This window comes from Marinomonas rhizomae (genome assembly GCF_024397855.1).
Lineage (GTDB): Bacteria > Pseudomonadota > Gammaproteobacteria > Pseudomonadales > Marinomonadaceae > Marinomonas > Marinomonas rhizomae_A.
This window is the reverse complement of the sequence record NZ_CP073343.1, coordinates 1,224,581-1,247,847: the sequence shown is the minus strand read 5'-3', so window position 1 is coordinate 1,247,847 and position 23,267 is coordinate 1,224,581. Positions and strand designations below refer to the sequence as shown.

Sequence of the window (23,267 nt, the reverse complement as noted above, 5' to 3'; positions counted from 1 at the left end):
ATTTAAGTTAAGTATTAGTTATTTGGATAAATAATATGCTACCTCCGCTAAAGTCCCTTCCCGTCTTCGAAGCCGTCGCTAGACTAAACAGCTTTTCTCAGGCAGCCAGCGAGCTCAATGTCAGCCAAAGCGCAGTTTCACATCAGATAAGGATTCTAGAAAATTACTTGGGAGAAAGCCTCTTCCATAGACAAGGAAGAAACCTAGAATTAACAAAAGAAGGGAAACATTATTTAGACTCAATCAGCAATTCATTGTTGCAAATCGAAGAAGCGACAAACCATATTAAAGGCCAACAAAAAACTAACATTAGACTGGCCGTATACAGCTCATTTGCTGTTTATTGGTTAATACCAAGACTTCCTGAGCTGAGACACTTACATCCCAATCTAGAACTTAGCATTGAGATGAGTCATGGCACTCCAGACCTTTCCGATCGTACTGCTGATTTCTTTATAACGACAGAAAAAGAAAAGCGAGGATTTTTATTTGAATCTCTTTATCAAGAAGAGCTATTCCCCGTTTGTAGCCACAGCTACCTTGAGACGATAAAAAATAAATTGGGGACAATAACGAACCAAGAGCTGAAGAATAAATTAAACACGAATCCCAGCTTACTTGCCCAATTTCCACTTATAACTTCTTACAGCATCTATGATCGACACACAGAAGACTGGAAACGTTGGTTTGCAAATTTAAGCCTTCTTCTTCCAGAAGGCATTCAATTCCACCGATTCAGCCACCTTATGCTCGCTTATGAAGCTGCTAAACACTCGCTGGGGATAGCACTTGTTAACGACTACATGATGAATGAAAAAAATGATGAAACAGCGCTAATAAAACTCCCCTGTAGTGCATTTAAAACAGGTGACAACTTTTATATAGCATATAAAGAAAGCAGAAAAGATGAAGAAGCTATAAGATCTTTAAAAGGATGGTTAAAAAAAGAGGCTAAACATCTTATTAACTAGAATTTTATTACCCAGGTTAATTTCAATATAGCCTCTATCTAAATCAACTAAAAATAATGCAGTAGTGATAGCTGAGCTGTATTTTGCTTTAAATCATCTTGCTTTTGTTGTTGTAGCTTCGCGCGAACTTGCCAATCAATATCGATTAAATAAGACCATTCAATCTTACCTATTTCGAGAGATTTTGCATGGTGATCAATATCATCAAAGTACTCATAAGAAACCATTAAGCGATGAGTATCACCTGAATAAAGCCATTGTAACTGAGGCCCAACCTGGACTTTATATTTTTTCTGATAGATGTCTTGATACTTTTTACTAGCAGAAGCACTACCATTAATGAGTATAGAGAATAAATGATTCGACAATTTCTCGGTAACACCTGCCCCCCCCTTTAGACGAAATACCAAAGCATCCTCAATAACAAAATCTCTGACTAAAGAAGCGTTTATTTGCCAAGACTTAGGTGTAACCAGTGCATTAGAAGGTGCTAACGAGCGAATATTGATAAAAGATATTTCTTCAATGCGAAGGCTTTCATCTTCACTCAAACCTAAGCTACCACTGAACATAGATAGTTCAGCCCCTTCAAGATAACCTCCTTTGGCATCCAATAAGTCATGGTAGGATGGTCGATACTCAAGCAGAGAAAAAGCATCGCCCTCAGTCTCTCCTAGAGTGATCCCAAGACGCTGTGTTTTATGACCTTCATCATCCCTAACCTCAGGAGTTTGAATCGGTATAAACACGTCAGTAGTGTCGTATTTACTGCGCAGCGAAAGGAGCTTAATAGAACGCGTATTCAAATAAGCCAAAGTGGACTTCTGTCTAGCTGACAAATAACGACTATATTGATAAGCAACCTCAAGAATCTGTGCCTGCTCATTCTTAGAAAAGTCATACAAACCGTCCAATGAAAGTTGCTCATTCAGCACCAAAACTTTTACTTCTTCAATTTGCTCATCCGTTAGCTCTTCTAACATATGCTCCATTTGGGCAACAACAGATGGACGATAACTTACCTCTTGTAAAATACCAGAATCTTTTAACTCTCTTACTGTATCAGCAGGTATAGCCCAGTAATTAAAATTTTTCGTAGTATTCAAGCGTTCACTACTAGCATCCAGCATAGCTAATAATTGATAAGAACAATTCTCTGAAAAGAAATAATATTCCATATAGGTATTACGTACTTCCCATACATGTCGAATAAATTGATTTACCTCCTGCTGAGTTAAATCCAACTTATACTCCCAAATATCTCTACTTTCTAAAAAGTTGTATTCTTTTACTTTTTCATAATAAGGCGTTACTGAAACAACACCGGGATACCCACCTGTGAGCCCCTTATAACTAAAGACCAATTGGTTATCAGTTGGATCAGCATTCGCGGCATAATTTACGGCATAATCTAATAAAGGAGAATTGTTACCTTTCTTTTTAATCCTCAACAACGTATGTCCATACATAGAAGAAGGACTATTTAAATAAGCAGCTGGAAAAACTAAGTAAATACTTTCACCATTTAATTTTCCATACCAATCTTGGAATTCAGGGCAAGTAGGTTCAATAAAGCTTATACCAAGATGCTGCTTCTTTAACCAACTTAGTCTTGCAGGGTAACGACACTGGCTGGCGTCATTAATATCTTCCCCTAGAAAAGAAGTTTGGAAAGCAGTCAATGTTGCCTGCAATTCAGCTTTAGGATCAAACATTCCCTGGGGAGATAAAAAAAACGTCGAATCATCTATCTGACTTTCATTAGGTGAAATAACGCCTATTTGGTGGTAATGAAGCAAATCTAACCACAAAGAGCTTTGTGCTAACTCTGTGAGCACATTGTCATCTACAACTACAGATTTAGACTCAGTTGCGAATACTGAAAAGCACCATAGTACAGACGATAAACAAACTAAAAAACGCATATAAACTTACTTTATAAGTAGGTGGGATTAATTTAGAAAAGCCACCATTTTGTAGATAAAAAAATAAGAGCTTATGCCTTTATAGACATAGCTCTTATTTGACTAAATGCGATTAGAATTAACCTAGGTATTTAGACAATTCTGGGGAATTAGCCATAACATTGGTAATTCCTTCATGTGCAGTTGTAGGAGTGACTTCTGCAGAAGCAAAAATTTGATCAAAATTTTGCTTCATTTGAGCGTTGAAAATTGCTTTATCTTCAGCTTGTACACCCATCAAAGTCGCAAAAGCATCAAGAGTTTCGCCATCACCTTTTGCCATGTCTACGGCTAGAGGCTCAAGATTTTCATTCATAAAAACGGCAACGCTACTAGAAAGAGGGCCATTGGCATCCTCACAACCAAGAGTTCCAGAAGTCATACCAAAGCTTTGGTTACCAGATGTACCGTTTGTGGTTGCAGCCATTACGTGCTCATACCAAGCATCAGCATTTTTAAAAACATATTCAGTACCTAGACCACAACCTGCTGGTCCATGACCACCCGCTGCAAAAGAAGTTGCTGACATGCCGACTAGTACGAGTGATAATGCTAATTTTTTCATATATATCCTTTATATAAATTGAAAACTTTTCTAATGAATCAGTCAATTAAGACAGCGACTATTATAAATATATAACAGCTCATGTATATGAAGATTATAATATTATTACAAACACCTTACATTTAAATAAATAATAAGCCGTCCAAATTTTATCTTTCATCAAACTTACAATTTTGATCATGAAAAATCGATAATCAAAATTAACATTGGGGAAAAATTATACTCATATTTTTCATACTAAATATTGATCTTTTAGTTGACAGTGCTTCGACTGATTTGAAAATAATACAAATATAAAAACACTAAAGTCGATTAAAGAGTATCTCTAAACTAAAAATATTTACAAAATCAACCTTCCCAAAAGAAACTACAACATAGCAATTAATTTAAAGATAATTAGATGACCTCAAAGGAATAATAATCGTAGGTGTTCAGACTAATCCAAAGACGATTTTCCATTTCTTCGAAACGAAAAAAGCCCTGACAGCGTTAGCTATCAGGGCCTTCTTAATATAAAGCTTGACGACGACCTACTCTCACATGGGATCTCCCACACTACCATCGGCGATGGCGCTTTTCACTTCTGAGTTCGGGATGGGATCAGGTGGTTCAACGCCTCTATGATCGTCAAGCAATTCGTTTTGCGTTTTGTTCTGGCTGGACTGTGTCAGTCTCACCAAAACACGCGAATACGTGCTTGGATCTTTAACAATTCATTTTGAAATAACGTGTATCAAGCGATAAACCAGCTTATTCAATATCGTATATGTGTCTTTGTCATTTTGATGATCTTGAGCTTTCACTCTTCTCATCCAAAACCACTTTGGTGTTATATGGTCAAGCCTCACGAGCAATTAGTATTGGTTAGCTCAATGCCTCACAGCACTTACACACCCAACCTATCAACGTCCTAGTCTCGAACGGCTCTTTAGGGGACTTATGTCCCAGTGAGATCTTATCTTAAGGGAGGCTTCCCGCTTAGATGCTTTCAGCGGTTATCCCGTCCGAACATAGCTACCCGGCAATGCCACTGGCGTGACAACCGGAACACCAGAGGTTCGTCCACTCCGGTCCTCTCGTACTAGGAGCAGCTCCTCTCAAATCTCAAACGTCCACGGCAGATAGGGACCGAACTGTCTCACGACGTTCTAAACCCAGCTCGCGTACCACTTTAAATGGCGAACAGCCATACCCTTGGGACCGGCTTCAGCCCCAGGATGTGATGAGCCGACATCGAGGTGCCAAACACCGCCGTCGATGTGAACTCTTGGGCGGTATCAGCCTGTTATCCCCGGAGTACCTTTTATCCGTTGAGCGATGGCCCTTCCATACAGAACCACCGGATCACTAAGACCTACTTTCGTACCTGCTCGACGTGTCTGTCTCGCAGTTAAGCGTGCTTTTGCCTTTACACTCTATGCATGATTTCCGACCATGCTGAGCACACCTTCGTGCTCCTCCGTTACTCTTTGGGAGGAGACCGCCCCAGTCAAACTACCCACCACACAGTGTCCTCGATCCCGATAAGGGACCTGAGTTAGAACCTCAAACATACCAGGGTGGTATTTCAAGAGTGGCTCCATGCAAACTGGCGTCTGCACTTCAAAGCCTCCCACCTATCCTACACAAGTAGGTTCAAAGTTCACTGTGAAGCTATAGTAAAGGTTCACGGGGTCTTTCCGTCTAGCCGCGGATACACAGCATCTTCACTGCGATTTCAATTTCACTGAGTCTCGGGTGGAGACAGTGTGGCCATCGTTACGCCATTCGTGCAGGTCGGAACTTACCCGACAAGGAATTTCGCTACCTTAGGACCGTTATAGTTACGGCCGCCGTTTACTTGGGCTTCGATCAAGAGCTTCGCTTGCGCTAACCCCATCAATTAACCTTCAAGCACCGGGCAGGCGTCACACCCTATACGTCCACTTTCGTGTTTGCAGAGTGCTGTGTTTTTAATAAACAGTCGCAGCCACCTGGTATCTTCGACCGACTAGTGCTTACGGAGCAAGTCCTTCACACCGGCCGGCGTACCTTCTCCCGAAGTTACGGTACCATTTTGCCTAGTTCCTTCACCCGAGTTCTCTCAAGCGCCTTGGTATTCTCTACCTGACCACCTGTGTCGGTTTGGGGTACGGTCAATGTATATCTGAAGCTTAGAAGTTTTTCCTGGAAGCATGGCATCAACCACTTCGCCCAAAAGAGGGCTCGTCATCAGTTCTCGGCATTCTCTCTAAAAGAGTGACCCGGATTTGCCTAAGTCACTTGCCTACCGCCTTAAACACAGACAACCATCGCTGTGCTGGCCTAGCCTTCTCCGTCTCTCCATCGCAATATACATCGGTACAGGAATATTAACCTGTTTTCCATCGACTACGCATTTCTGCCTCGCCTTAGGGGCCGACTCACCCTGCCCTGATTAACATGGGACAGGAAACCTTGGTCTTCCGGCGGGGGAGTTTTTCACTCCCCTTATCGTTACTCATGTCAACATTCGCACTTCTGATACCTCCAGCCTGCCTTACAGCTTGACCTTCAACGGCTTACAGAACGCTCCTCTACCATGCCTAATAAATTAAGCATCCGTAGCTTCGGTGTACAGTTTGAGCCCCGTTATATCTTCCGCGCAGGCCGACTCGACTAGTGAGCTATTACGCTTTCTTTAAAGGATGGCTGCTTCTAAGCCAACCTCCTAGCTGTCTAAGCCTTCCCACATCGTTTCCCACTTAACTGTAACTTTGGGACCTTAGCTGACGGTCTGGGTTGTTTCCCTTTCCACGACGGACGTTAGCACCCGCCGTGTGTCTCCCGTAATTGCACTCATTGGTATTCGGAGTTTGCATGGGGTTGGTAAGTCGGGATGACCCCCTAGCCCAAACAGTGCTCTACCCCCAATGGTGAGATACGAGGCGCTACCTAAATAGCTTTCGAGGAGAACCAGCTATCTCCGAGCTTGATTAGCCTTTCACTCCTATCCACAAGTCATCCCCAGCCTTTTCAACGGATGTGGGTTCGGTCCTCCAGTTGATGTTACTCAACCTTCAACCTGCTCATGGATAGATCGCCCGGTTTCGGGTCTATTCCCAGCAACTAAACGCCCTATTAAGACTCGGTTTCCCTACGGCTCCACTATGTGCTTAACCTTGCTACTGAAAATAAGTCGTTGACCCATTATACAAAAGGTACGCAGTCACGGAACAAGTCCGCTCCCACTGCTTGTACGTACACGGTTTCAGGATCTATTTCACTCCCCTCACAGGGGTTCTTTTCGCCTTTCCCTCACGGTACTGGTTCACTATCGGTCAGTCAGGAGTATTTAGCCTTGGAGGATGGTCCCCCCATATTCAGACAGGATAACACGTGTCCCGTCCTACTCGTTTTCATGATTAAGGTGTTTTCGTATACGGGGCTATCACCCTCTATCGCGGCACTTTCCAGAGCCTTCTACTAACACCAAAACCACTTAAGGGCTAATCCCCTTTCGCTCGCCGCTACTTAGGGAATCTCGGTTGATTTCTTTTCCTCCGGGTACTTAGATGTTTCAGTTCCCCGGGTTCGCCTCCACACAGCTATGTATTCACTGTGGGATACTCTACAAGTAGAGTGGGTTTCCCCATTCGGACATGTTCGGATCAAAGTCTGTTTATCGACTCCCCGAACCTTTTCGCAGATTACCACGTCCTTCATCGCCTCTGACTGCCAAGGCATCCACCGTGCACGCTTGGTCACTTGACCATATAACCCAAAATAGTTTCGGATCACATACCAAAGAGCTTTTGTGTCTCTCTGGATTTACGATAATAGAAGTCACTAGGTTAAAGTGAACTTCCACCGGTTTAACGCTTGATTCATCGTTATTTCAAAATTCGAATTGTTAAAGAGCAAGTTTAGTGCAAAGCACTAAGTCAGAGACTAAAAATCACCCAACACACGAATGTGTAAGATGTTTAGCGTCTTGCTTAGAACTCTCTTCTAATCTTTTACACAGAGTGATTGTCATCAGTAAATGGTGGAGCTATGCGGGATCGAACCGCAGACCTCCTGCGTGCAAAGCAGGCGCTCTCCCAGCTGAGCTATAGCCCCATTACTAACTAGATCGTATTTGGTTGACTAAAGAAGATATCTCCAATCAAATACCAGAATGTCAAGAACAAGGCTTTTAAGATCGACGTTTAGCTTTCTAAACGAGGGCTTAAATAACGCGGTTATTGATATACTGGTGGGTCTGGGCCGATTTGAACGGCCGACCTCACCCTTATCAGGGGTGCGCTCTAACCAACTGAGCTACAGACCCAAATACTTTCTGTGCTTCTTATAAACTAGATATTGTGTCGTTTAAAACACCATCAGATAATTTGTGTGAACGCTCACCAGAGGTTTCTATCGTTTAAGGAGGTGATCCAGCCCCAGGTTCCCCTAGGGCTACCTTGTTACGACTTCACCCCAGTCATTGACCACTCCGTGGTAACCGCCATCCCCGAAGGGTTAAGCTAGCTACTTCTGGAGCAATCAACTCCCATGGTGTGACGGGCGGTGTGTACAAGGCCCGGGAACGTATTCACCGTGACATTCTGATTCACGATTACTAGCGATTCCGACTTCATGGAGTCGAGTTGCAGACTCCAATCCGGACTACGACGTACTTTCTGGGATTCGCTTACTATCGCTAGTTCGCAGCCCTCTGTATACGCCATTGTAGCACGTGTGTAGCCCTACTCGTAAGGGCCATGATGACTTGACGTCGTCCCCACCTTCCTCCGGTTTGTCACCGGCAGTCTCCTTAAAGTTCCCACCCGAAGTGCTGGCAAATAAGGATAAGGGTTGCGCTCGTTACGGGACTTAACCCAACATTTCACAACACGAGCTGACGACAGCCATGCAGCACCTGTCTCAGAGTTCCCGAAGGCACTAAGCTATCTCTAGCGAATTCTCTGGATGTCAAGAGTAGGTAAGGTTCTTCGCGTTGCGTCGAATTAAACCACATGCTCCACCGCTTGTGCGGGCCCCCGTCAATTCATTTGAGTTTTAACCTTGCGGCCGTACTCCCCAGGCGGTCTACTTATTGCGTTAGCTGCGCCACTAAGTCATTACAACCCAACGGCTAGTAGACATCGTTTACGGCGTGGACTACCAGGGTATCTAATCCTGTTTGCTCCCCACGCTTTCGCACCTCAGTGTCAGTATTAGTCCAGGGTGTCGCCTTCGCCACTGATGTTCCTTCCTATATCTACGCATTTCACCGCTACACAGGAAATTCCACACCCCTCTACCATACTCTAGCCTGCCAGTATCGGGTGCCATTCCAAGGTTGAGCCCTGGGATTTCACATCCGACTTAACAAACCACCTACGCGCGCTTTACGCCCAGTAATTCCGATTAACGCTTGCACCCTCTGTATTACCGCGGCTGCTGGCACAGAGTTAGCCGGTGCTTCTTCTGGGGCTAACGTCAAAGTAACTGGATATTAGCCAGTTACCCTTCCTCACCCCTGAAAGTGCTTTACAACCCTAAGGCCTTCTTCACACACGCGGCATGGCTGGATCAGGCTTCCGCCCATTGTCCAATATTCCCCACTGCTGCCTCCCGTAGGAGTCTGGGCCGTGTCTCAGTCCCAGTGTGACTGGCCATCCTCTCAGACCAGTTAAAGATCGTCGCCTTGGTAGGCCTTTACCCTACCAACTAGCTAATCTTACGCAGGCTCATCTAATAGCGGAAGGCTCCGAAGAGTCCCCTCCTTTCCCCCTTAGGGCGTATGCGGTATTAGCATGCGTTTCCACATGTTGTCCCCCTCTACTAGGCAGATTCCTACGCGTTACTCACCCGTCCGCCGCTCGTCAGCAGGAGCAAGCTCCCCTGTTACCGCTCGACTTGCATGTGTTAAGCCTGCCGCCAGCGTTCAATCTGAGCCATGATCAAACTCTTCAGTTAAAAAGTTTGCTTACTCAAAATCTATTACACTAACAATAACTTAATCATTTCGTCGTCCCGAAGAACAACAAAACAACATAAAGCGAATTGACGTGTTAGACGTTTCGCAAGACTTCAATTTTTTTGATCATCTCGAATCGGTTAAAAACCAATCTGGACAATCTTCTGAAGCCTCCAGCGAGCGCCCACACAAATTATCTGATTATCTATTTTAAAGAGCGTCTGATTCATCGTTGAACTTGCTTACCTTAGTAAGTTGCAAACCGTTGTTTGCGTCGTTCTCCGTGTCAGTGGGTGCGTATAATACATCCCCAAAAATTCTGCGCAAGCTCTTTTTTCATTTTTTACTAAAAAGTTTTTTATAGGTTGGTATCGTAGGGATTTTCACTATTAATAAGGGAACTAAAAAAACCGAAAAATAAACAGCTAGTGAGATGTCATCTTTAACTTGCCACCATAGGTGGGCAATAACACCAATAGCTGCAAGGTACATTAAACGATGCAAAGGCTTCCACTTTTTCCCCAAAGCACGCACCATTCCTTTGGTGCTAGTAATAGCTAAAACAGCCATAATAGACAAAGCAGCCACACCAACATAAATATATGGCTTTTCAACCAAATCCGAACTTATCCAAGTCCAGCTCAATCCTGCAAACAAAACCAAATAAATAACAAAATGAAGCAAACCATAAAAGAAGGCGGTTAATCCGATAAAGCGTCGATAGCGATTAATCACTTTCAGATGCTTGAATTTACCAACCAAGGTCATCGCCATCACAGCAACAACAAAAACAGATGCCCAGATACCACTCAGCCTCATCAGCAATTTACCAGGGTCAGGAAAGTATTGCCCCATCAACAATGAAATCAACATCCATATAAAAGGTAAGGTAAATATAATTAAAATATACGGCTTTTCTCTTCTGTCCCAAAATGTCGCCATTCTAATAAAACCTTTTAAGATCCATGCCTGCATACAAAGCCCCGACCTCTTCCTCGTAACCATTAAACATTTTTGTCTCAATAACATTTGGAAAAAGCACACCGCCAGGCAGACGTCGTTCTTGTTTTTGCGACCAACGAGGGTGATCAACATTCGGATTTACATTGGCATAAAAACCATATTCGTTAGGAGCTAACATACTCCATGTAGTTTCAGGCATGGTTTCAACAAAACGAATTTTCACAATAGACTTAATACTTTTAAAGCCATACTTCCAAGGCAAAACTAAGCGAACAGGTGCACCATTTTGATTTGGCAATATGCTTCCATACATACCAACGGCAAGTAAAGCGAGAGGGTTCATTGCTTCATCAATACGTAATCCTTCTCTATATGGCCAATCTAAACCGCCACCACGCTGTCCTGGCATTTCTTTGGGGTCATATAAGGTCTCGAAGTAAACATATTTTGCTTTGGACGTTGGTTCAAACTTCTTTAAAACGGTAGCAAGAGAAACCCCAACCCAAGGAATCACCATTGACCAAGCCTCAACACAACGAAGACGATAAATTCGCTCTTCTAGCATTGATTCCTTGATAATATCCTCTAGATCAAATACGCCTGTTTTGCCAGCCTCACCTTCTACCGTTATTGTCCATGGTGTAGTTTGAAACTTAGAAGCCCTATCTTTAGGGTCGCTTTTTCCATAGCCAAATTCATAAAAGTTATTATATGAAGTAGCAACATCATAAGGCGAGATTTTATCGCCTTTACCGAAGGAGGTTTCAGCTATATTTGCAAAGGAAGATTTAAGAGCGGAAGGCGGAGATAAAGGGTTACCCTCTTGAAGCGCAGCAGAAACATGCCCAATACCACCTACACCAAGAGCAACACCACCCGTCACCTTCATAAATTGGCGACGATTTAAGTAAATAGACTTATCGGTTACCTCTGACTCAGAACAATCAGACGCTTTTTTATTAAAAATTAGCATAGCATGACCCCTTCTATTATCTAAATAATTGACAAGAGGGCATGCTACAAGTTCAGCAAAGCTCTCGAATTAAGAAAGAATGCTCTTTTTTGCCACATTGTTTAGCGAAGTCGCTTAAATATAATTCCGAGCGGCCCCCACAAACCATAAAGGCAAAAAACACTCATCAATACCAATGCAGGCTCTAATGCGACCAACACCAAAACCAAAACAGCAATAAGTAGCACCACAAAAGGAACACGCCCTTTTAAATTAAGGTCTTTAAAGCTTCGGTACTTCACATTACTGACCATCAATAACCCCGTAATAGGAACGATCAACGCCATCAGTGTCGCCATACTTTCGCCTGAAAAACCTTTATCGTTAGCAGCCCAAATTACACCAGCAACAAGAGCGGCTGCTGCAGGACTCGGCAAACCTGTAAAATAACGTTTTTCTTCAACACCAAGCATGGTATTAAATCGAGCCAGACGAAGTGCCGCACCAACAGCGTAGATAAATGCTGCAATCCAACCAATTTTACCAAGTGGTGCCAAAGACCAAGTAAATACAACAAGAGCCGGCGCAATACCAAAGGAAACCATATCAGCAAGAGAATCATATTCAGCGCCAAACGCACTTTGAGTATGAGTCAAACGAGCAACACGCCCATCTAGGCCATCAAATACCATTGATATAAAAATAGCGACAGCGGCATGAGTAAAGTTTTCATTCATTGCTGCAATAATCGAGTAGAAACCCGAAAAAAGCGCAGCCGTCGTAAACAGGTTAGGCAATAAGTACACCCCCTTGTGCGGCTGTTTCTTTTCATCACCAACGTCTACGTCTTCAATTTCATCAACCGGTGATTTTTTCACATCATCAATAGACATGTTACCAACCTTCCTATTTCACAAATTATTTATACTAGCTTAGCAAAAGAACGCTTAGCCGCTTCTATTGTGTAATCGATATCGTCTTCTGAATGGGCCTGTGAGATAAAACCAGCCTCAAACGCAGCAGGAGCAAAATACACGCCCTCTTCTAGCATGTAGTGGAAGAACGCTTTAAATTTACTTAAATCGCACTTCTGCACGTCAGCAAACGTCTTCACTGCGTCAGCTTCAGTAAAAAAGAAACCAAACATTCCACCGACACTCACAACACAGAAAGGCACACTGGCATCATCCGCTGCTTTTTTCAGTCCAGAAACAAGACGATTAGCCTTAGAACCTAATGTCTGATGAAAGCCATTTTCACTGATTTTATTCAAAACAGCCAAGCCTGCTACCATAGCCACTGGGTTACCTGATAATGTACCAGCCTGGTAAACAGGGCCTAATGGAGAAATATGCTCCATGATTTCACGCTTACCACCAAAGGCACCGACGGGCATACCCGCGCCAATCACTTTGCCTAGCGTTGTCAGATCAGGAACAATATTAAAATGGTCCTGAGCACCACCAAGAGCCACACGGAATCCAGTCATCACCTCGTCAAAGATTAAAACGGCACCTGATTCATCACATACTTTACGTAGTGTCTCAAGGAAACCTTCAACAGGTAAAATACAGTTCATATTACCCGCAACAGGTTCGACAATAATACAAGCGATTTGATCCCCAATTTCAGCGAAGCAGCGAGTCACTTCTTCGATATCATTGTATTGCAATGTGATCGTATGCTTCGCCAAATCGGCAGGCACACCAGGAGAGTTTGGAACACCAAGGGTTAATGCCCCAGAGCCAGCCTTTACAAGCAAAGAATCTGAGTGACCATGATAGCAACCCTCAAACTTAACGATTTTATCGCGTCCGGTGTAACCACGAGCCAAACGTATCGCACTCATCGTCGCTTCAGTACCCGAATTCACCATGCGCACCATATCCATAGAAGGGACAAGCTCACACACTTTCTCCGCCATGGTGATTTCAACTTCTGTCGGTGCACCAAAACTTAAACCAAAATCTAATTGCTGCCTAACCGCATCCAACACATCGGGGTGAGAGTGGCCTAAAATCATTGGCCCCCAAGACCCCACATAATCTATGTAGCGTTTTTTATCTTCATCATAAACATAAGCCCCTTCCCCACGCTGGAAAAATATAGGAGTGCCGCCCACACCATTAAAAGCTCGTACTGGAGAGTTAACGCCTCCAGGAATACGGTGTTGGGCTCGTGCGTATAGATCTTCTGAACGACTCATATTTATTCAAATCCCATAACTGATAATTTACAAAAACAAGCAACTTTCAACATAAAAAGCGCCGCTAACCATAAAGACTTTAACCAAGAGCCAGTAAGTAAATTCCTATCTGAAAAATCACTACTGGTCACTTTTTAACAAAAATTGATCAAGATGATGACGAGAAACCAAACTAAAGGAAGACGTATCAGCAACAGCCACCAACACTTCTGGCAAACCATATTGCTGAAACCAATCGAGCATAACCTCTAACGAAGAAGGCTCATCAATCAAAGGCACAAGAGTTGATTCTAAAGCCAAAGACAAATCCATCTTTACTCGGTCCCCCTCCGCAACTAACCATAACTGCGGCCCTTGATCTAAGGCATTCAGCGTATCCAACACAGAAATTCGTCGAACCAGACGATACTCGTTACCTATCTCGAAAACGACATATTCTATCATACTTGATGCTAAATCTTTCACTTGCTCGATAGGTACCTGTTTAGGAAGAAGCAAGACATCTTCGGCGACAGGCCTGACTGTATGATGTCTTAGGTAACGCTGAAAAGGGCTTATTGTTGAAGACATCCCCATAAAGCTCAACCGTTCAACAAATACAGATTCTTGATGGAAAAAAACTCGCATCAACAAGCAAGCAAACACAATAACGAACAGTGCAGGCACAATAGCGGCAGACGAATGGGTCATTTCTATAATCGCCACCAGTGCGGTCAATGGCGCTTGGAAGCAGGCCGCCATCATAGCTGCCATTCCTAACAAAGCAAACAAAGCAACATCCGCTACATTATTATCAAATACCAAAGCAACTTGAACGCCAGCCAACCCCCCAATAATAAAAGTTGGCCCAATCATTCCACCTGGAATCCCCAAACCAATGGTAAGTGCAGTCAGCACGGTCTTAATAACAATTAACAGCAGCAGTGAGTAAAGAACTAAATCGCCCGATAACAGACGAGAAAGAGAAAGGTAACCACTGCCTAATGATTCAGGCAAATAAATTGCAGCTAATGCTGTGGCAATAGCAACCAACAAAAAACGCCACCAAATAGATACACCACTAAAACGCCAAAGGCTTTTTTGCGTATGAAGAAACAAAGCAGACAGCAAAACAATGAAAACAACCAAGATAAAACACGCGAAAAATAAGTCTGTTGAAAGCAATACGGAGGAGATATTTTCAATGCTAAAAATATCCAAAGGACCAATAAAGAAATGACTTACTAAAGTAGCAATGACAGAAGATAGTAAAACAGGTAAAACGTAACGCTGCCGATATTCCAAAAAAATCACTTCAAAAGCAAACAGAACACCAGCTAAAGGCGTTTGAAATATTGCCGAAATAGCTCCTGCAACACCACACGCCAACAAGGTTTCGACACCATACTGAGGTAACTTAGCTTTTTCAGCCAAATAACCACCGAGCGTAGCACCAAGATGTACCGCTGGACCCTCCTTGCCAATCGAAAGACCACCAGCCAAACCAATCGCAGCAGAAAAAAACTGTACGACGGCATTCCAGACAGGCAAATTACCATGATGATAGTTTAGACGCTCAACAACATAAGGCACACCCACTTTATGAAGTCGGTTCGGCAGCAAGGTAAAAAACAACGCCAAAACAATGCAAGAAGCTAAAGAAAGCCCAACACGCCACTCAACGGGCAAGGATTCAAAAGAATCAAAATCCGCGTCAATTAAATATCGGGTAGGTAAATAAATCACGGCATAAAAAAAAGCCATCAAAAGGCCACTTAGCAAGCCACACAAGGCACCAAGTAGAGCTAAAATAATCAGATCATCATAAGATTTTGCTTTACTAGACCATCTTTCCCTTAAGTTTAACCTTTTCAGAAAACTCTCCATTTTTGGGTGCGTTCAGACAATCAATGCCTTATTTACCAATGAATGTCACTTACCAACGATCTAGGCGCTTAGCGAGACACATGTGAGTCACCACTTTATGCAAATTAGGCCATGTCTCCATTATTTCACGTATTTCATTCATCCTATCCATTGATGCCGCCTGCACTAACAATAGCAGATCAAGATCACCACTAATGGAATGAGCCAATTTAACTTCTGGAATACCACTAATCAAAGGCAATACTTGCTCACAAGATAAAGGTCGAAATGTCAGAGCGATATACGCACTAACCCCTTCCTCTTTTGAAACAGAAGTATGAGCGTGATAACCCGTAATGGTTCGATTATCTTCCATGCGGCGAATCCGCTCCGTCACCGCAGAACGAGATAAATTTACCTGCCGACTAATATCTGAAACAGAAAGTCGAGCATCGTCTACCAGTAACGCTAATATTTTTTGATCATAATGATCGGCCACTCAAGCCCCCTTTCACAACATAGTCATTCAACTTGACGGCCATTCAGGCAAAATGCGCCTTAATAGGGTCAACTTGTATAGCGTATCGATAATGTAAGTATTTTATCCTTAGCAGCAATAAATAACAGCCACAGAATTTAACAAGTTAAGGCAAACAAATGACTCAATACCAAAAAACTCTTGGTCCTCTTCAGGGTATAGCAATGACGGTGACCACGTTTATGGGAACCGGCTTAATGATCTTACCTGCGATGTCTGTTGCAGAAGCTGGATCCTTTGCGTTTTATGCTTGGTTAATCACAGCTGCCATGATTATTCCCATTGCGTTTATTTTCGCTTTGCTTGGCTCTAAATACCCTTCTGCTGGAGGTGCATCGCACTATATTGGTCGAGCATTTGGCTCGCGTTATGAAAAAGCCGTTGGCTGGTTATTTTTAAGCATCTTATTAGTAGGCCCTGCTGTCGCAATAAAAGTCGCCGCGGCCTATTTAATTATTATATTTAACGCTCCTGATGACTGGGTTCTTGCATTTAGCCTACTCACTCTGGCAGGCATGCTTTTTTTTGCCATCGTAGGTATGAAAACCTCAGCGAGATTTCAAACAGGAGTTGTCATTGTAATGATTGCCACAATTCTATGGCTTTGCTTTATAGGCGACATTGTTGGTAGCCGCCAAGTAATAGAAGCGCCAATAACGAGTTCAGAATGGCAACAAACCCTATACGCCACAGGCGTTATATTTTGGTGCTTTTTAGGTATTGAAGTCATGGCGCATATGGGCGCCGAGTTCAAAAACCCCACTAGAGACTTCCCAATCGCATTATTGGGTGGCATTGCTATCGTTATTCTTGCGTATCTAAGCTTGGTACTACTTATCGCTTGGCACCATACTTATGGAGACGAAGTGACCAATAGCCAATCCTTAGCACTTTTGGTAAGTAAACTCATGGGCGAAACCAGTAGCCGATTCTTTGCCGTTGGTGCCTATGTAATCGCTTTCGCCAACGTCGCTATTTATATCTTAGGCTTTTCTCGCATGGTGCAATCCATGGCACAGCAAGGTGCACTGCCTAAAACCTTTATTCAACTCAATAAAAACGGCGCGCCAGAAAGAGCGGTTCTATTAGTTGGTTTTATTACGTTATTCTCCATTGTGTTTTCTGAACTATCTGGATGGAAAATGTCATGGTTCATTGAAATGACAAACGGTAGCTTTTTGCTCATTTACACACTCACCTGCATTGCTGCATTCAAGCTGGTTAATCGAGCAATTCAAGTGCTGGCCGTTATTGCCTTAATAAGCTGTAGCTTCATGGTACTTTTCATTGGTCAAGGCATGTTATTCGCTGTTATCGCTTTTTGCTTAGCTCTTAGCTATGAATACTTGAAGTCACCAAAAAGCCCAATCAAAGATTCAAAACTTCATGTACAATAGTGGCAATTGATATCAACATTTATACAGCAACGATAATTTCGTTGAGCTAAGCAGGGGAGTTTTTATGCCATTACTAGACAGTTTTCGTGTCGATCACACTCGTATGGATGCACCAGCAGTACGTGTTGCTAAATCCATGTCTACACCTAAGGGTGATGACATCACAGTCTTTGATTTACGCTTCTGCGTACCAAATGAAGAAATTCTTTCAGAGAAAGGTATTCATACACTAGAGCATTTATTTGCTGGCTTCATGCGTGAGCACCTAAATAGTAACAACGTCGAAATCATCGATATTTCGCCAATGGGTTGCCGTACAGGTTTCTATATGAGCTTGATCGGCACACCTTCTGAAAGCACCGTTGCAGCTTCTTGGAAAGCGGCAATGGAAGATGTATTACAAGTGAAAGCCAAAGCCGATATTCCAGAGCTTAACGAATATCAGTGCGGCACTTACGAAATGCACTCCCTAGAAGAAGCGCAAGAAATCGCGAAAATGATTCTAAGCCGTGACGTAAAAGTGAATAGTAACGAAGAGCTATACCTAAGCGAAGAGTTCTTGAAAGAACACAGCTAAGCACTGTTACTTAGTACAATGTAAAAAAGGTGGTCAATGCGACCACCTTTTTTATTGAGTTCAAGAAAGAATATTGCCCTTAAGAACGCGTTGCCGTTGCTAAAAAAGCACTCGCAGCAACAAATACACTCCCCATGCCGCGATTAAGATTTTTCATGCCTTTAGGACTTCGAATCAAACGTCGAATTTGTTTTCCACTCATGGCATAAACATAAGCCGCGATAAATTCTGTACCGCAGAAGGTTAATCCCATCCAGAAAAACTGCATAGGAACAGGCTGACTAAGATCAAGCAGCTGAGGAAAAATAGCGGTAAATAACAATACGGCTTTTGGGTTACCAATTGCCACCAAAAACTCCTGACGCATTCTTGCTAAATGCCCGCGTTTCGCCTTGGTCCCCTCTTCACTTTCATGTTCCTCTAAAACCATTGCTGCACTGCGCCATGTTTTGATGCCAACATAAAATAAGTAAGCCACACCAAACCATTTGATGACACTAAACCAAAACGTAGAAGACACAATGATCGCCCCCAAACCGAGAGCAGAAACCAGCATCAAAATGCTAAACGCTAGGTTTCGACCAACTACTGCAATCACTGCCTTAGTTGCCCCAACCTGCATTCCATTATGCATCGCTGTAAAATTATTTGGACCAGGCCCTAAAGACAGCAACATTAACAATGGCGCAGTTGCTAACCAAATACTGAGTGTCATAACAATACATTCTCTTAAGATTGAGCTAAAAACTGTCTAAATTAACAGCTAAAATTTGGCGCAACTGTACAACCAAATAATCCGCCTGTCAGCCTATTTTTTAACCTTTTCCACAACCTAAAAGTGAATATATTAAGATGCATATAAATCAAATAGTTAGTTCACTAGATTAATAAAGCAAAACCTTAAATTTACTTTTTAATCCAAAGCCAAGCACGTAAAGAACCTTTTTTTTCAACTGTGGAAAAACAGTTCTGCTACGTAAAATAGCCATTCCATTATCAATAATCAGGGATTAGCTATGTCGATTGCACACATTTTTTTATGGGCGACTGCCGCCATTTGGGGCTTTGCCTTTGTCGCCCAAAGTGTCGGCATGGAAAGCCTTGGACCACACAGTTTTAACGCTATGAGATTTCTATTAGCCACCTTATCGCTTTTACCTTTATTGTTTATTTTCAGACCCAAACAGTCTCAAAACAACCGTAAATTATGGTTAGGCGGCCTCGCAGCGGGTAGCTGTTTATTTTTAGGTTTTACGTGCCAACAAGTAGGCCTGCAATACACCACAGCAGGTAATGCAGGTTTTATCACTAGCATGTACATTGTGTTTGTGCCGATATTAGGACTTATGCTTGGCCATAGAACAGAGAAACATACTTGGGTCGGTGTAGGATTGGCATTAATTGGCTTATACAGCCTGACTGTTGGGCCAAACCTATCTATCAATAAAGGCGATGCGATAGAATTATTAGGCACTTTATTTTGGACTGGCCATGTATTACTGATAGGTTATTTATCTCGATATGTATCTGCTTTACCGCTTTCGATTGTGCAGTTTTCCGTGGCAACTATATTAGCCACCATAACGGCCTTTACATTAGAAACACCCACGTTTGAAGGCATTAAAATGGCTTGGTGGCCTTTAGTTTATGCAGGTGTCGCTTCATCCGGTATTGCCTTCACATTACAAACGCTAGGGCAAAAAAATGTTTCGCCGAGTATAAGCGCTCTTATTCTCTCATCTGAAGCGGTATTTGCCGTATTAGGGGGCTGGATATTTATGGAGGAAATTCTTTCAACCCGCGCTTTGATTGGTTGTGGTTTTATCATGACAGGGATGATTATTAGTCAGAGGCCAAGAAAAGCCATCACAGCAGAAGTTGCGGTAAGCTAATCCTCTTGAGCGATATTTAATGGCATGATGCGTTTGACTGGTGTGGTCATTATCATCATGGTGTTGGTATCGCTCAAATCAATTAACCGCTCTAATAATGCATCAAGTTTAGACATAGACTTCACCCCTACTTTGAGTACAAAAGCATAAGGCCCTGTGACGTTATAGCATTCAATCACTTCCTCTAAACCCATAACAAGTGCTTTAAACTCACGCTCTTTGGTTCGATAAACCTGACACTCAACCAAAGCAGTAATAGGGATTCCTGCTTTTTCTAAATTGACTTGGACACTGTATCCAGTAATCACACCAGATTCTTCCAGTTTTCTAACGCGTTCAGCGACCGCTGGGGCTGTCAGGTGAACTAGCTTTCCAAGTTCTGCGTAGGTTAAACGGCCATTTCCTTCCAACAGTTTAAGTAGCTTCCAATTCGTCTTATCCATTTCCCCTCCAATGTGGCACCCTATCAAACGGCCATAAAAAAGCCGCGAATAATCGCGGCTTTTAAGTCTAACCACAAGGCGATTACAAAGACAGTGTCTTTTCACCACGAGCAATACCAGAAACACCAGTTCGAACCACTTCAAGCAAATGAGCACCGCCCAAGGCTTGCAAGAATCCATCTAGCTTATCCGACTCGCCCACGATTTGAACCGTGTAAATAGAAGGTGTCATATCTACAATGTTGCCACGGAAGATATCAACGGTACGTTTCACTTCAGCGCGCTGAGCACCAGTAGCACGAACCTTAACCAGCATCAATTCACGCTCAATGTGCTGACCTTCGGTCAAGTCCACCAGCTTCACCACATCAATCAACTTATTCAGTTGCTTAGTGATTTGCTCAACGACTTGATCAGAACCAAACGTCGTCAAAGTGAGACGAGACAAAGTTGGATCATCCGTTGCCGCTACGTTCAATGATTCGATGTTAAAGTTACGCTGTGAGAACAAACCAACTACTCGCGACAAAGCACCCGGCTCGTTTTCCATCAATACAGAAATAATATGTCGCATATTAGGTACGCTCCGTCTTGCTCAAGAACATATCGCGCATCGCGCCACGAGGCACTTGCATTGGATACACATGCTCTTCTGGATCCACGTAACAGTTAATGAAGACCAGTTGATCTTTCATCGCAAACGCTTCTTCCATCTTGGCATCGAGTTCATCTTTGGTTCGAATTTCAACGTACTTATGGCGATAAGCATCCATCAATACTTTAAAGTCAGGCAATGAATCCATGTAGGAGTTTGAGTAACGACCTTCATAGTTCATGTCTTGCCACTGACGGACCATGCCCAAGTAGCCATTATTCAAACACAAGATTTTCACTGGCAAACCGTATTGCAAACAGGTTGAAAGCTCTTGAATATTCATTTGAATACTACCTTCACCCGTTACACATACTACGGTTTCTTCAGGGAAGCTCATCTTCACGCCCATCGCCGCAGGAAGACCAAATCCCATCGTACCCAAACCACCGGAATTAACCCAACGGTTAGGTTTATCGAATTTATAGTACTGCGCCGCAAACATTTGATGCTGACCTACGTCAGACGCAACAAAGGCATCACCTTTAGTAGCACGCCAGCAAGCTTCGACTGCAGCCTGGGGCTTGATCTTTTCGCTACTAGTATCGTAACGACCACCGTGCACTAAACGCCATTCATTGATTTGCTTCCACCAGCCTACAAGCGCTTCAGTGTTTGAACTTTGACCATCAACTAAAGACAGCATCTCTTCCAAAACCTGATTAACAGGACCAACAATTGGCACATCTGCTCTGATGGTTTTAGAGATAGCAGCAGGGTCGATATCAATATGAATGATTTTCGCGCCAGGGCAGAATTTATCCGGGTCATTCGTTACACGGTCATCAAAGCGAGCGCCAACAGCCAAAATCACATCGCTGTGATGCATTGTCATATTCGCTTCGTAAGAGCCATGCATGCCCAGCATACCAACAGACTGCTTATCGGTTCCTGGGTATCCGCCCAAGCCCATCAGTGTGTTAGTAACAGGAACATTCAATGATTTCGCCAGTTTAACTAGCAAATCAGATGCACCGCCCATGATGACGCCACCACCGGCATAGATGATTGGGCGCTTGGCAGCAAGAAGAAGCTCAACGGCTTTTTTAATTTGACCGCTGTGACCTTTCGTTGGTGGCGTATAAGAGCGAATAGAAACAGATTCTGGGTATTTGTATTCGTATTTATCACCTGGCATGGTCATGTCTTTTGGCACATCAATCACAACAGGGCCTGGACGACCAGTGCTAGCAATGTGATACGCCTTTTTCATGATCATCGGAATTTCAGAAGGATGCTTGACCGTGAAGCTGTGCTTCACAATTGGGCGAGATACACCAATCATATCGGTTTCTTGGAACGCATCTTCGCCGATCAGGTAGCTCATAACCTGACCACAAATAATGACCATGGGAATAGAGTCCATATAGGCTGTCGCAATACCAGTAACAGTATTGGTTGCACCTGGACCTGAAGTCACGAGAACCGTACCCGCTTTTCCCGTGGCGCGCGCATAGCCATCAGCCATGTGCGTTGCAGCTTGTTCATGCCTAACCAGAATATGCTTTACGTCAGACTGACGATGCAAAGCATCGTAAATATGAAGTGCGGCTCCACCTGGATAACCATAGATATATTCAACTCCCTCATCTTTGAGGAAGCGGGCGATCATTTCACCACCGGATAATAACTCCACCTTGTTACCCTCTATAGTATTTATCTGTCTTTTAATTTTAGTGCAGCTATTGTAACCGCATAAGACAAACAGATTAAAGTTGATAGAACGAAGTTTCTAAACTAACTGAGGTAACTTTTATAAATAAGGAACATTTATCTAAAAGTAAGAAACACTCAAACGCAAGAAATCGCAGTTTTTACACTGCCCGCGTCTTTTCGCGAGGAGAAGCGTAAAATAACAATATTGCGTCATTCTACACTTGTGCTTATCAGAACGAATCTGACTGAGATGAGCTAGTGGCCCATAAAAAGGAGTCATCGACAGGGTGTCGTCGAATTATATAGCTTTTCATTTTGTCTTTGTGCCTCAGATTTGTCAACACAAAGCGTATAAAAACTTGCTCTAAACTACGCTTCATGGTGTCATAGCGGCATAAATTGATTAGGAGTTTTACCATGGCTAATGAGCTTAACCAACAACGAGTTATTGATGAGTTTTCGCGCTGTTTTCGTAAAATGCTTATGGATCCAGAACTCGCTGGAGAATTAGTCCGTATTGCCAAAGAAAATATCAACCAACCAAATGCTTACCAGCGCATTGCAGAAGAAGTGTCGAACCAAACCACCATTAAAATCCAAGAAGAGCACACAGAAGCAGATAAAAAATTCATCAAACTATTGATGGATGTCGTTAAAGGCGACTCTCAGCTTTACTAATTTTTTTTGTTTTTCACGCTAGGCTGATTTCTAGCCTAGCGC

General features: G+C 43.0%; 17 protein-coding genes, 2 tRNA genes and 3 rRNA genes. 5 read left to right on the top strand and 17 right to left on the bottom strand.

What is annotated here, in order from left to right; genetic code table 11:
* The first annotated feature begins 35 nt into the window (after window positions 1-35).
* The gene (locus KDW99_RS05805; protein WP_255828345.1) at window positions 36-971 is read left to right on the top strand and encodes a LysR substrate-binding domain-containing protein; all 936 of its coding nucleotides are present in this window, start codon (window positions 36-38) and stop codon (window positions 969-971) included.
* Window positions 972-1,018: 47 nt separating this feature from the next.
* Here the strand turns inward: KDW99_RS05805 and KDW99_RS05800 are convergent, their stop codons facing one another.
* The 13 genes from KDW99_RS05800 to KDW99_RS05740 all read right to left on the bottom strand — a co-directional run bounded on the left by KDW99_RS05800 (window position 1,019) and on the right by KDW99_RS05740 (window position 15,891).
* Window positions 1,019-2,896: an Lnb N-terminal periplasmic domain-containing protein gene (locus KDW99_RS05800; protein ID WP_255828344.1), complete on the bottom strand. Its 1,878-nt coding sequence runs from the start codon at window positions 2,894-2,896 to the stop codon at window positions 1,019-1,021.
* Window positions 2,897-3,014: 118 nt separating this feature from the next.
* The gene (locus KDW99_RS05795) at window positions 3,015-3,500 is read right to left on the bottom strand and encodes a DUF3015 domain-containing protein (RefSeq protein WP_255828343.1); all 486 of its coding nucleotides are present in this window, start codon (window positions 3,498-3,500) and stop codon (window positions 3,015-3,017) included.
* Between the two features lie 517 nt (window positions 3,501-4,017).
* A 5S ribosomal RNA gene (rrf, locus tag KDW99_RS05790) occupies window positions 4,018-4,132 on the bottom strand.
* Between the two features lie 201 nt (window positions 4,133-4,333).
* Window positions 4,334-7,232, bottom strand: a 23S ribosomal RNA gene (locus KDW99_RS05785).
* A gap of 272 nt (window positions 7,233-7,504) precedes the next feature.
* A tRNA-Ala gene (locus KDW99_RS05780) sits at window positions 7,505-7,580 on the bottom strand.
* Window positions 7,581-7,714: 134 nt separating this feature from the next.
* A tRNA-Ile gene (locus tag KDW99_RS05775) sits at window positions 7,715-7,791 on the bottom strand.
* Window positions 7,792-7,885: 94 nt separating this feature from the next.
* Window positions 7,886-9,425 (bottom strand): 16S ribosomal RNA (locus KDW99_RS05770).
* The 16S, 23S and 5S rRNA genes sit together here with 2 tRNA genes alongside, the layout of an rRNA operon.
* 337 nt (window positions 9,426-9,762) lie before the next feature.
* Window positions 9,763-10,368 carry a sulfite oxidase heme-binding subunit YedZ gene (locus KDW99_RS05765; protein ID WP_255828342.1) on the bottom strand — a complete coding sequence of 202 codons (606 nt, stop codon included), beginning with the start codon at window positions 10,366-10,368 and terminating at the stop codon, window positions 9,763-9,765.
* A 1-nt stretch (window position 10,369) separates the two neighbouring features.
* The gene (gene msrP, locus KDW99_RS05760) at window positions 10,370-11,362 is read right to left on the bottom strand and encodes a protein-methionine-sulfoxide reductase catalytic subunit MsrP (RefSeq protein ID WP_255828341.1); all 993 of its coding nucleotides are present in this window, start codon (window positions 11,360-11,362) and stop codon (window positions 10,370-10,372) included.
* 101 nt (window positions 11,363-11,463) lie between these two features.
* Window positions 11,464-12,234 (bottom strand): CDP-diacylglycerol--serine O-phosphatidyltransferase, encoded by a 771-nt coding sequence (gene pssA / locus KDW99_RS05755; RefSeq protein ID WP_255828340.1) that lies wholly within the window; start codon window positions 12,232-12,234, stop codon window positions 11,464-11,466.
* 29 nt (window positions 12,235-12,263) lie between these two features.
* Window positions 12,264-13,547 carry a glutamate-1-semialdehyde 2,1-aminomutase gene (gene hemL, locus KDW99_RS05750; protein ID WP_255828339.1) on the bottom strand — a complete coding sequence of 428 codons (1,284 nt, stop codon included), beginning with the start codon at window positions 13,545-13,547 and terminating at the stop codon, window positions 12,264-12,266.
* Between the two features lie 120 nt (window positions 13,548-13,667).
* Window positions 13,668-15,290, bottom strand: coding sequence for a chloride channel protein (locus KDW99_RS05745; protein WP_255828338.1), 1,623 nt, complete (start codon window positions 15,288-15,290; stop codon window positions 13,668-13,670).
* 172 nt (window positions 15,291-15,462) lie between these two features.
* On the bottom strand, window positions 15,463-15,891 hold the full coding sequence (locus KDW99_RS05740; protein WP_255828337.1) for an Lrp/AsnC family transcriptional regulator: 429 nt from the start codon (window positions 15,889-15,891) through the stop codon (window positions 15,463-15,465).
* Between the two features lie 158 nt (window positions 15,892-16,049).
* Between KDW99_RS05740 and yjeH the strand changes: the two genes are divergently transcribed.
* On the top strand, window positions 16,050-17,327 hold the full coding sequence (gene yjeH, locus KDW99_RS05735) for an L-methionine/branched-chain amino acid transporter (RefSeq protein WP_255828336.1): 1,278 nt from the start codon (window positions 16,050-16,052) through the stop codon (window positions 17,325-17,327).
* A gap of 64 nt (window positions 17,328-17,391) precedes the next feature.
* Complete coding sequence (luxS, locus tag KDW99_RS05730; RefSeq protein ID WP_255828335.1) at window positions 17,392-17,904, top strand: S-ribosylhomocysteine lyase; 513 nt, start codon at window positions 17,392-17,394, stop codon at window positions 17,902-17,904.
* A 79-nt stretch (window positions 17,905-17,983) separates the two neighbouring features.
* Here luxS and KDW99_RS05725 read toward each other — a convergent pair whose 3' ends face one another.
* Window positions 17,984-18,619, bottom strand: a complete 636-nt coding sequence (locus tag KDW99_RS05725; RefSeq protein ID WP_255828334.1) for a LysE family translocator — start codon at window positions 18,617-18,619, stop codon at window positions 17,984-17,986.
* A 301-nt stretch (window positions 18,620-18,920) separates the two neighbouring features.
* On the opposite strand from KDW99_RS05725, the gene KDW99_RS05720 reads away from it, so the two are divergent.
* Window positions 18,921-19,796 (top strand): DMT family transporter, encoded by an 876-nt coding sequence (locus KDW99_RS05720; protein ID WP_255828333.1) that lies wholly within the window; start codon window positions 18,921-18,923, stop codon window positions 19,794-19,796.
* On the opposite strand, the gene KDW99_RS05715 is transcribed toward KDW99_RS05720, so the two are convergent.
* The 3 genes from KDW99_RS05715 to KDW99_RS05705 form a co-directional block, all read right to left on the bottom strand.
* Window positions 19,793-20,239: an Lrp/AsnC family transcriptional regulator gene (locus tag KDW99_RS05715; protein WP_255828332.1), complete on the bottom strand. Its 447-nt coding sequence runs from the start codon at window positions 20,237-20,239 to the stop codon at window positions 19,793-19,795. The two genes, KDW99_RS05720 and KDW99_RS05715, sit on opposite strands and share 4 nt — an antisense overlap.
* Before the next feature lie 82 nt (window positions 20,240-20,321).
* The gene (gene ilvN, locus KDW99_RS05710) at window positions 20,322-20,813 is read right to left on the bottom strand and encodes an acetolactate synthase small subunit (RefSeq protein ID WP_110577225.1); all 492 of its coding nucleotides are present in this window, start codon (window positions 20,811-20,813) and stop codon (window positions 20,322-20,324) included.
* Between the two features lies 1 nt (window position 20,814).
* Entirely contained in the window at window positions 20,815-22,527 is a 1,713-nt protein-coding gene (locus tag KDW99_RS05705; RefSeq protein WP_255828331.1) for an acetolactate synthase 3 large subunit, read from the bottom strand.
* A 437-nt stretch (window positions 22,528-22,964) separates the two neighbouring features.
* Here KDW99_RS05705 and KDW99_RS05700 point away from each other — a divergent pair, with 437 nt between their 5' ends.
* On the top strand, window positions 22,965-23,225 hold the full coding sequence (locus tag KDW99_RS05700) for a hypothetical protein (RefSeq protein WP_114413407.1): 261 nt from the start codon (window positions 22,965-22,967) through the stop codon (window positions 23,223-23,225).
* Window positions 23,226-23,267 lie beyond the last annotated feature (42 nt).

Excerpts from the sequence above, each read along its gene's own strand:
- pssA (WP_255828340.1), bottom strand. The coding sequence starts at position 12,234 with ATGTCTATTGATGATGTGAAAAAATCACCGGTTGATGAAATTGAAGAC.
- KDW99_RS05715 (WP_255828332.1), bottom strand. The coding sequence starts at position 20,239 with ATGGATAAGACGAATTGGAAGCTACTTAAACTGTTGGAAGGAAATGGC.
- ilvN (WP_110577225.1), bottom strand. The coding sequence starts at position 20,813 with ATGCGACATATTATTTCTGTATTGATGGAAAACGAGCCGGGTGCTTTG.
- KDW99_RS05720 (WP_255828333.1), top strand. The coding sequence starts at position 18,921 with ATGTCGATTGCACACATTTTTTTATGGGCGACTGCCGCCATTTGGGGC.
- KDW99_RS05745 (WP_255828338.1), bottom strand. The coding sequence starts at position 15,290 with ATGGCTTTTTTTTATGCCGTGATTTATTTACCTACCCGATATTTAATT.
- KDW99_RS05800 (WP_255828344.1), bottom strand. The coding sequence starts at position 2,896 with ATGCGTTTTTTAGTTTGTTTATCGTCTGTACTATGGTGCTTTTCAGTA.
- KDW99_RS05700 (WP_114413407.1), top strand. The coding sequence starts at position 22,965 with ATGGCTAATGAGCTTAACCAACAACGAGTTATTGATGAGTTTTCGCGC.
- KDW99_RS05795 (WP_255828343.1), bottom strand. The coding sequence starts at position 3,500 with ATGAAAAAATTAGCATTATCACTCGTACTAGTCGGCATGTCAGCAACT.
- KDW99_RS05725 (WP_255828334.1), bottom strand. The coding sequence starts at position 18,619 with ATGACACTCAGTATTTGGTTAGCAACTGCGCCATTGTTAATGTTGCTG.
- msrP (WP_255828341.1), bottom strand. The coding sequence starts at position 11,362 with ATGCTAATTTTTAATAAAAAAGCGTCTGATTGTTCTGAGTCAGAGGTA.
- KDW99_RS05805 (WP_255828345.1), top strand. The coding sequence starts at position 36 with ATGCTACCTCCGCTAAAGTCCCTTCCCGTCTTCGAAGCCGTCGCTAGA.
- yjeH (WP_255828336.1), top strand. The coding sequence starts at position 16,050 with ATGACTCAATACCAAAAAACTCTTGGTCCTCTTCAGGGTATAGCAATG.
- KDW99_RS05765 (WP_255828342.1), bottom strand. The coding sequence starts at position 10,368 with ATGGCGACATTTTGGGACAGAAGAGAAAAGCCGTATATTTTAATTATA.
- luxS (WP_255828335.1), top strand. The coding sequence starts at position 17,392 with ATGCCATTACTAGACAGTTTTCGTGTCGATCACACTCGTATGGATGCA.
- hemL (WP_255828339.1), bottom strand. The coding sequence starts at position 13,547 with ATGAGTCGTTCAGAAGATCTATACGCACGAGCCCAACACCGTATTCCT.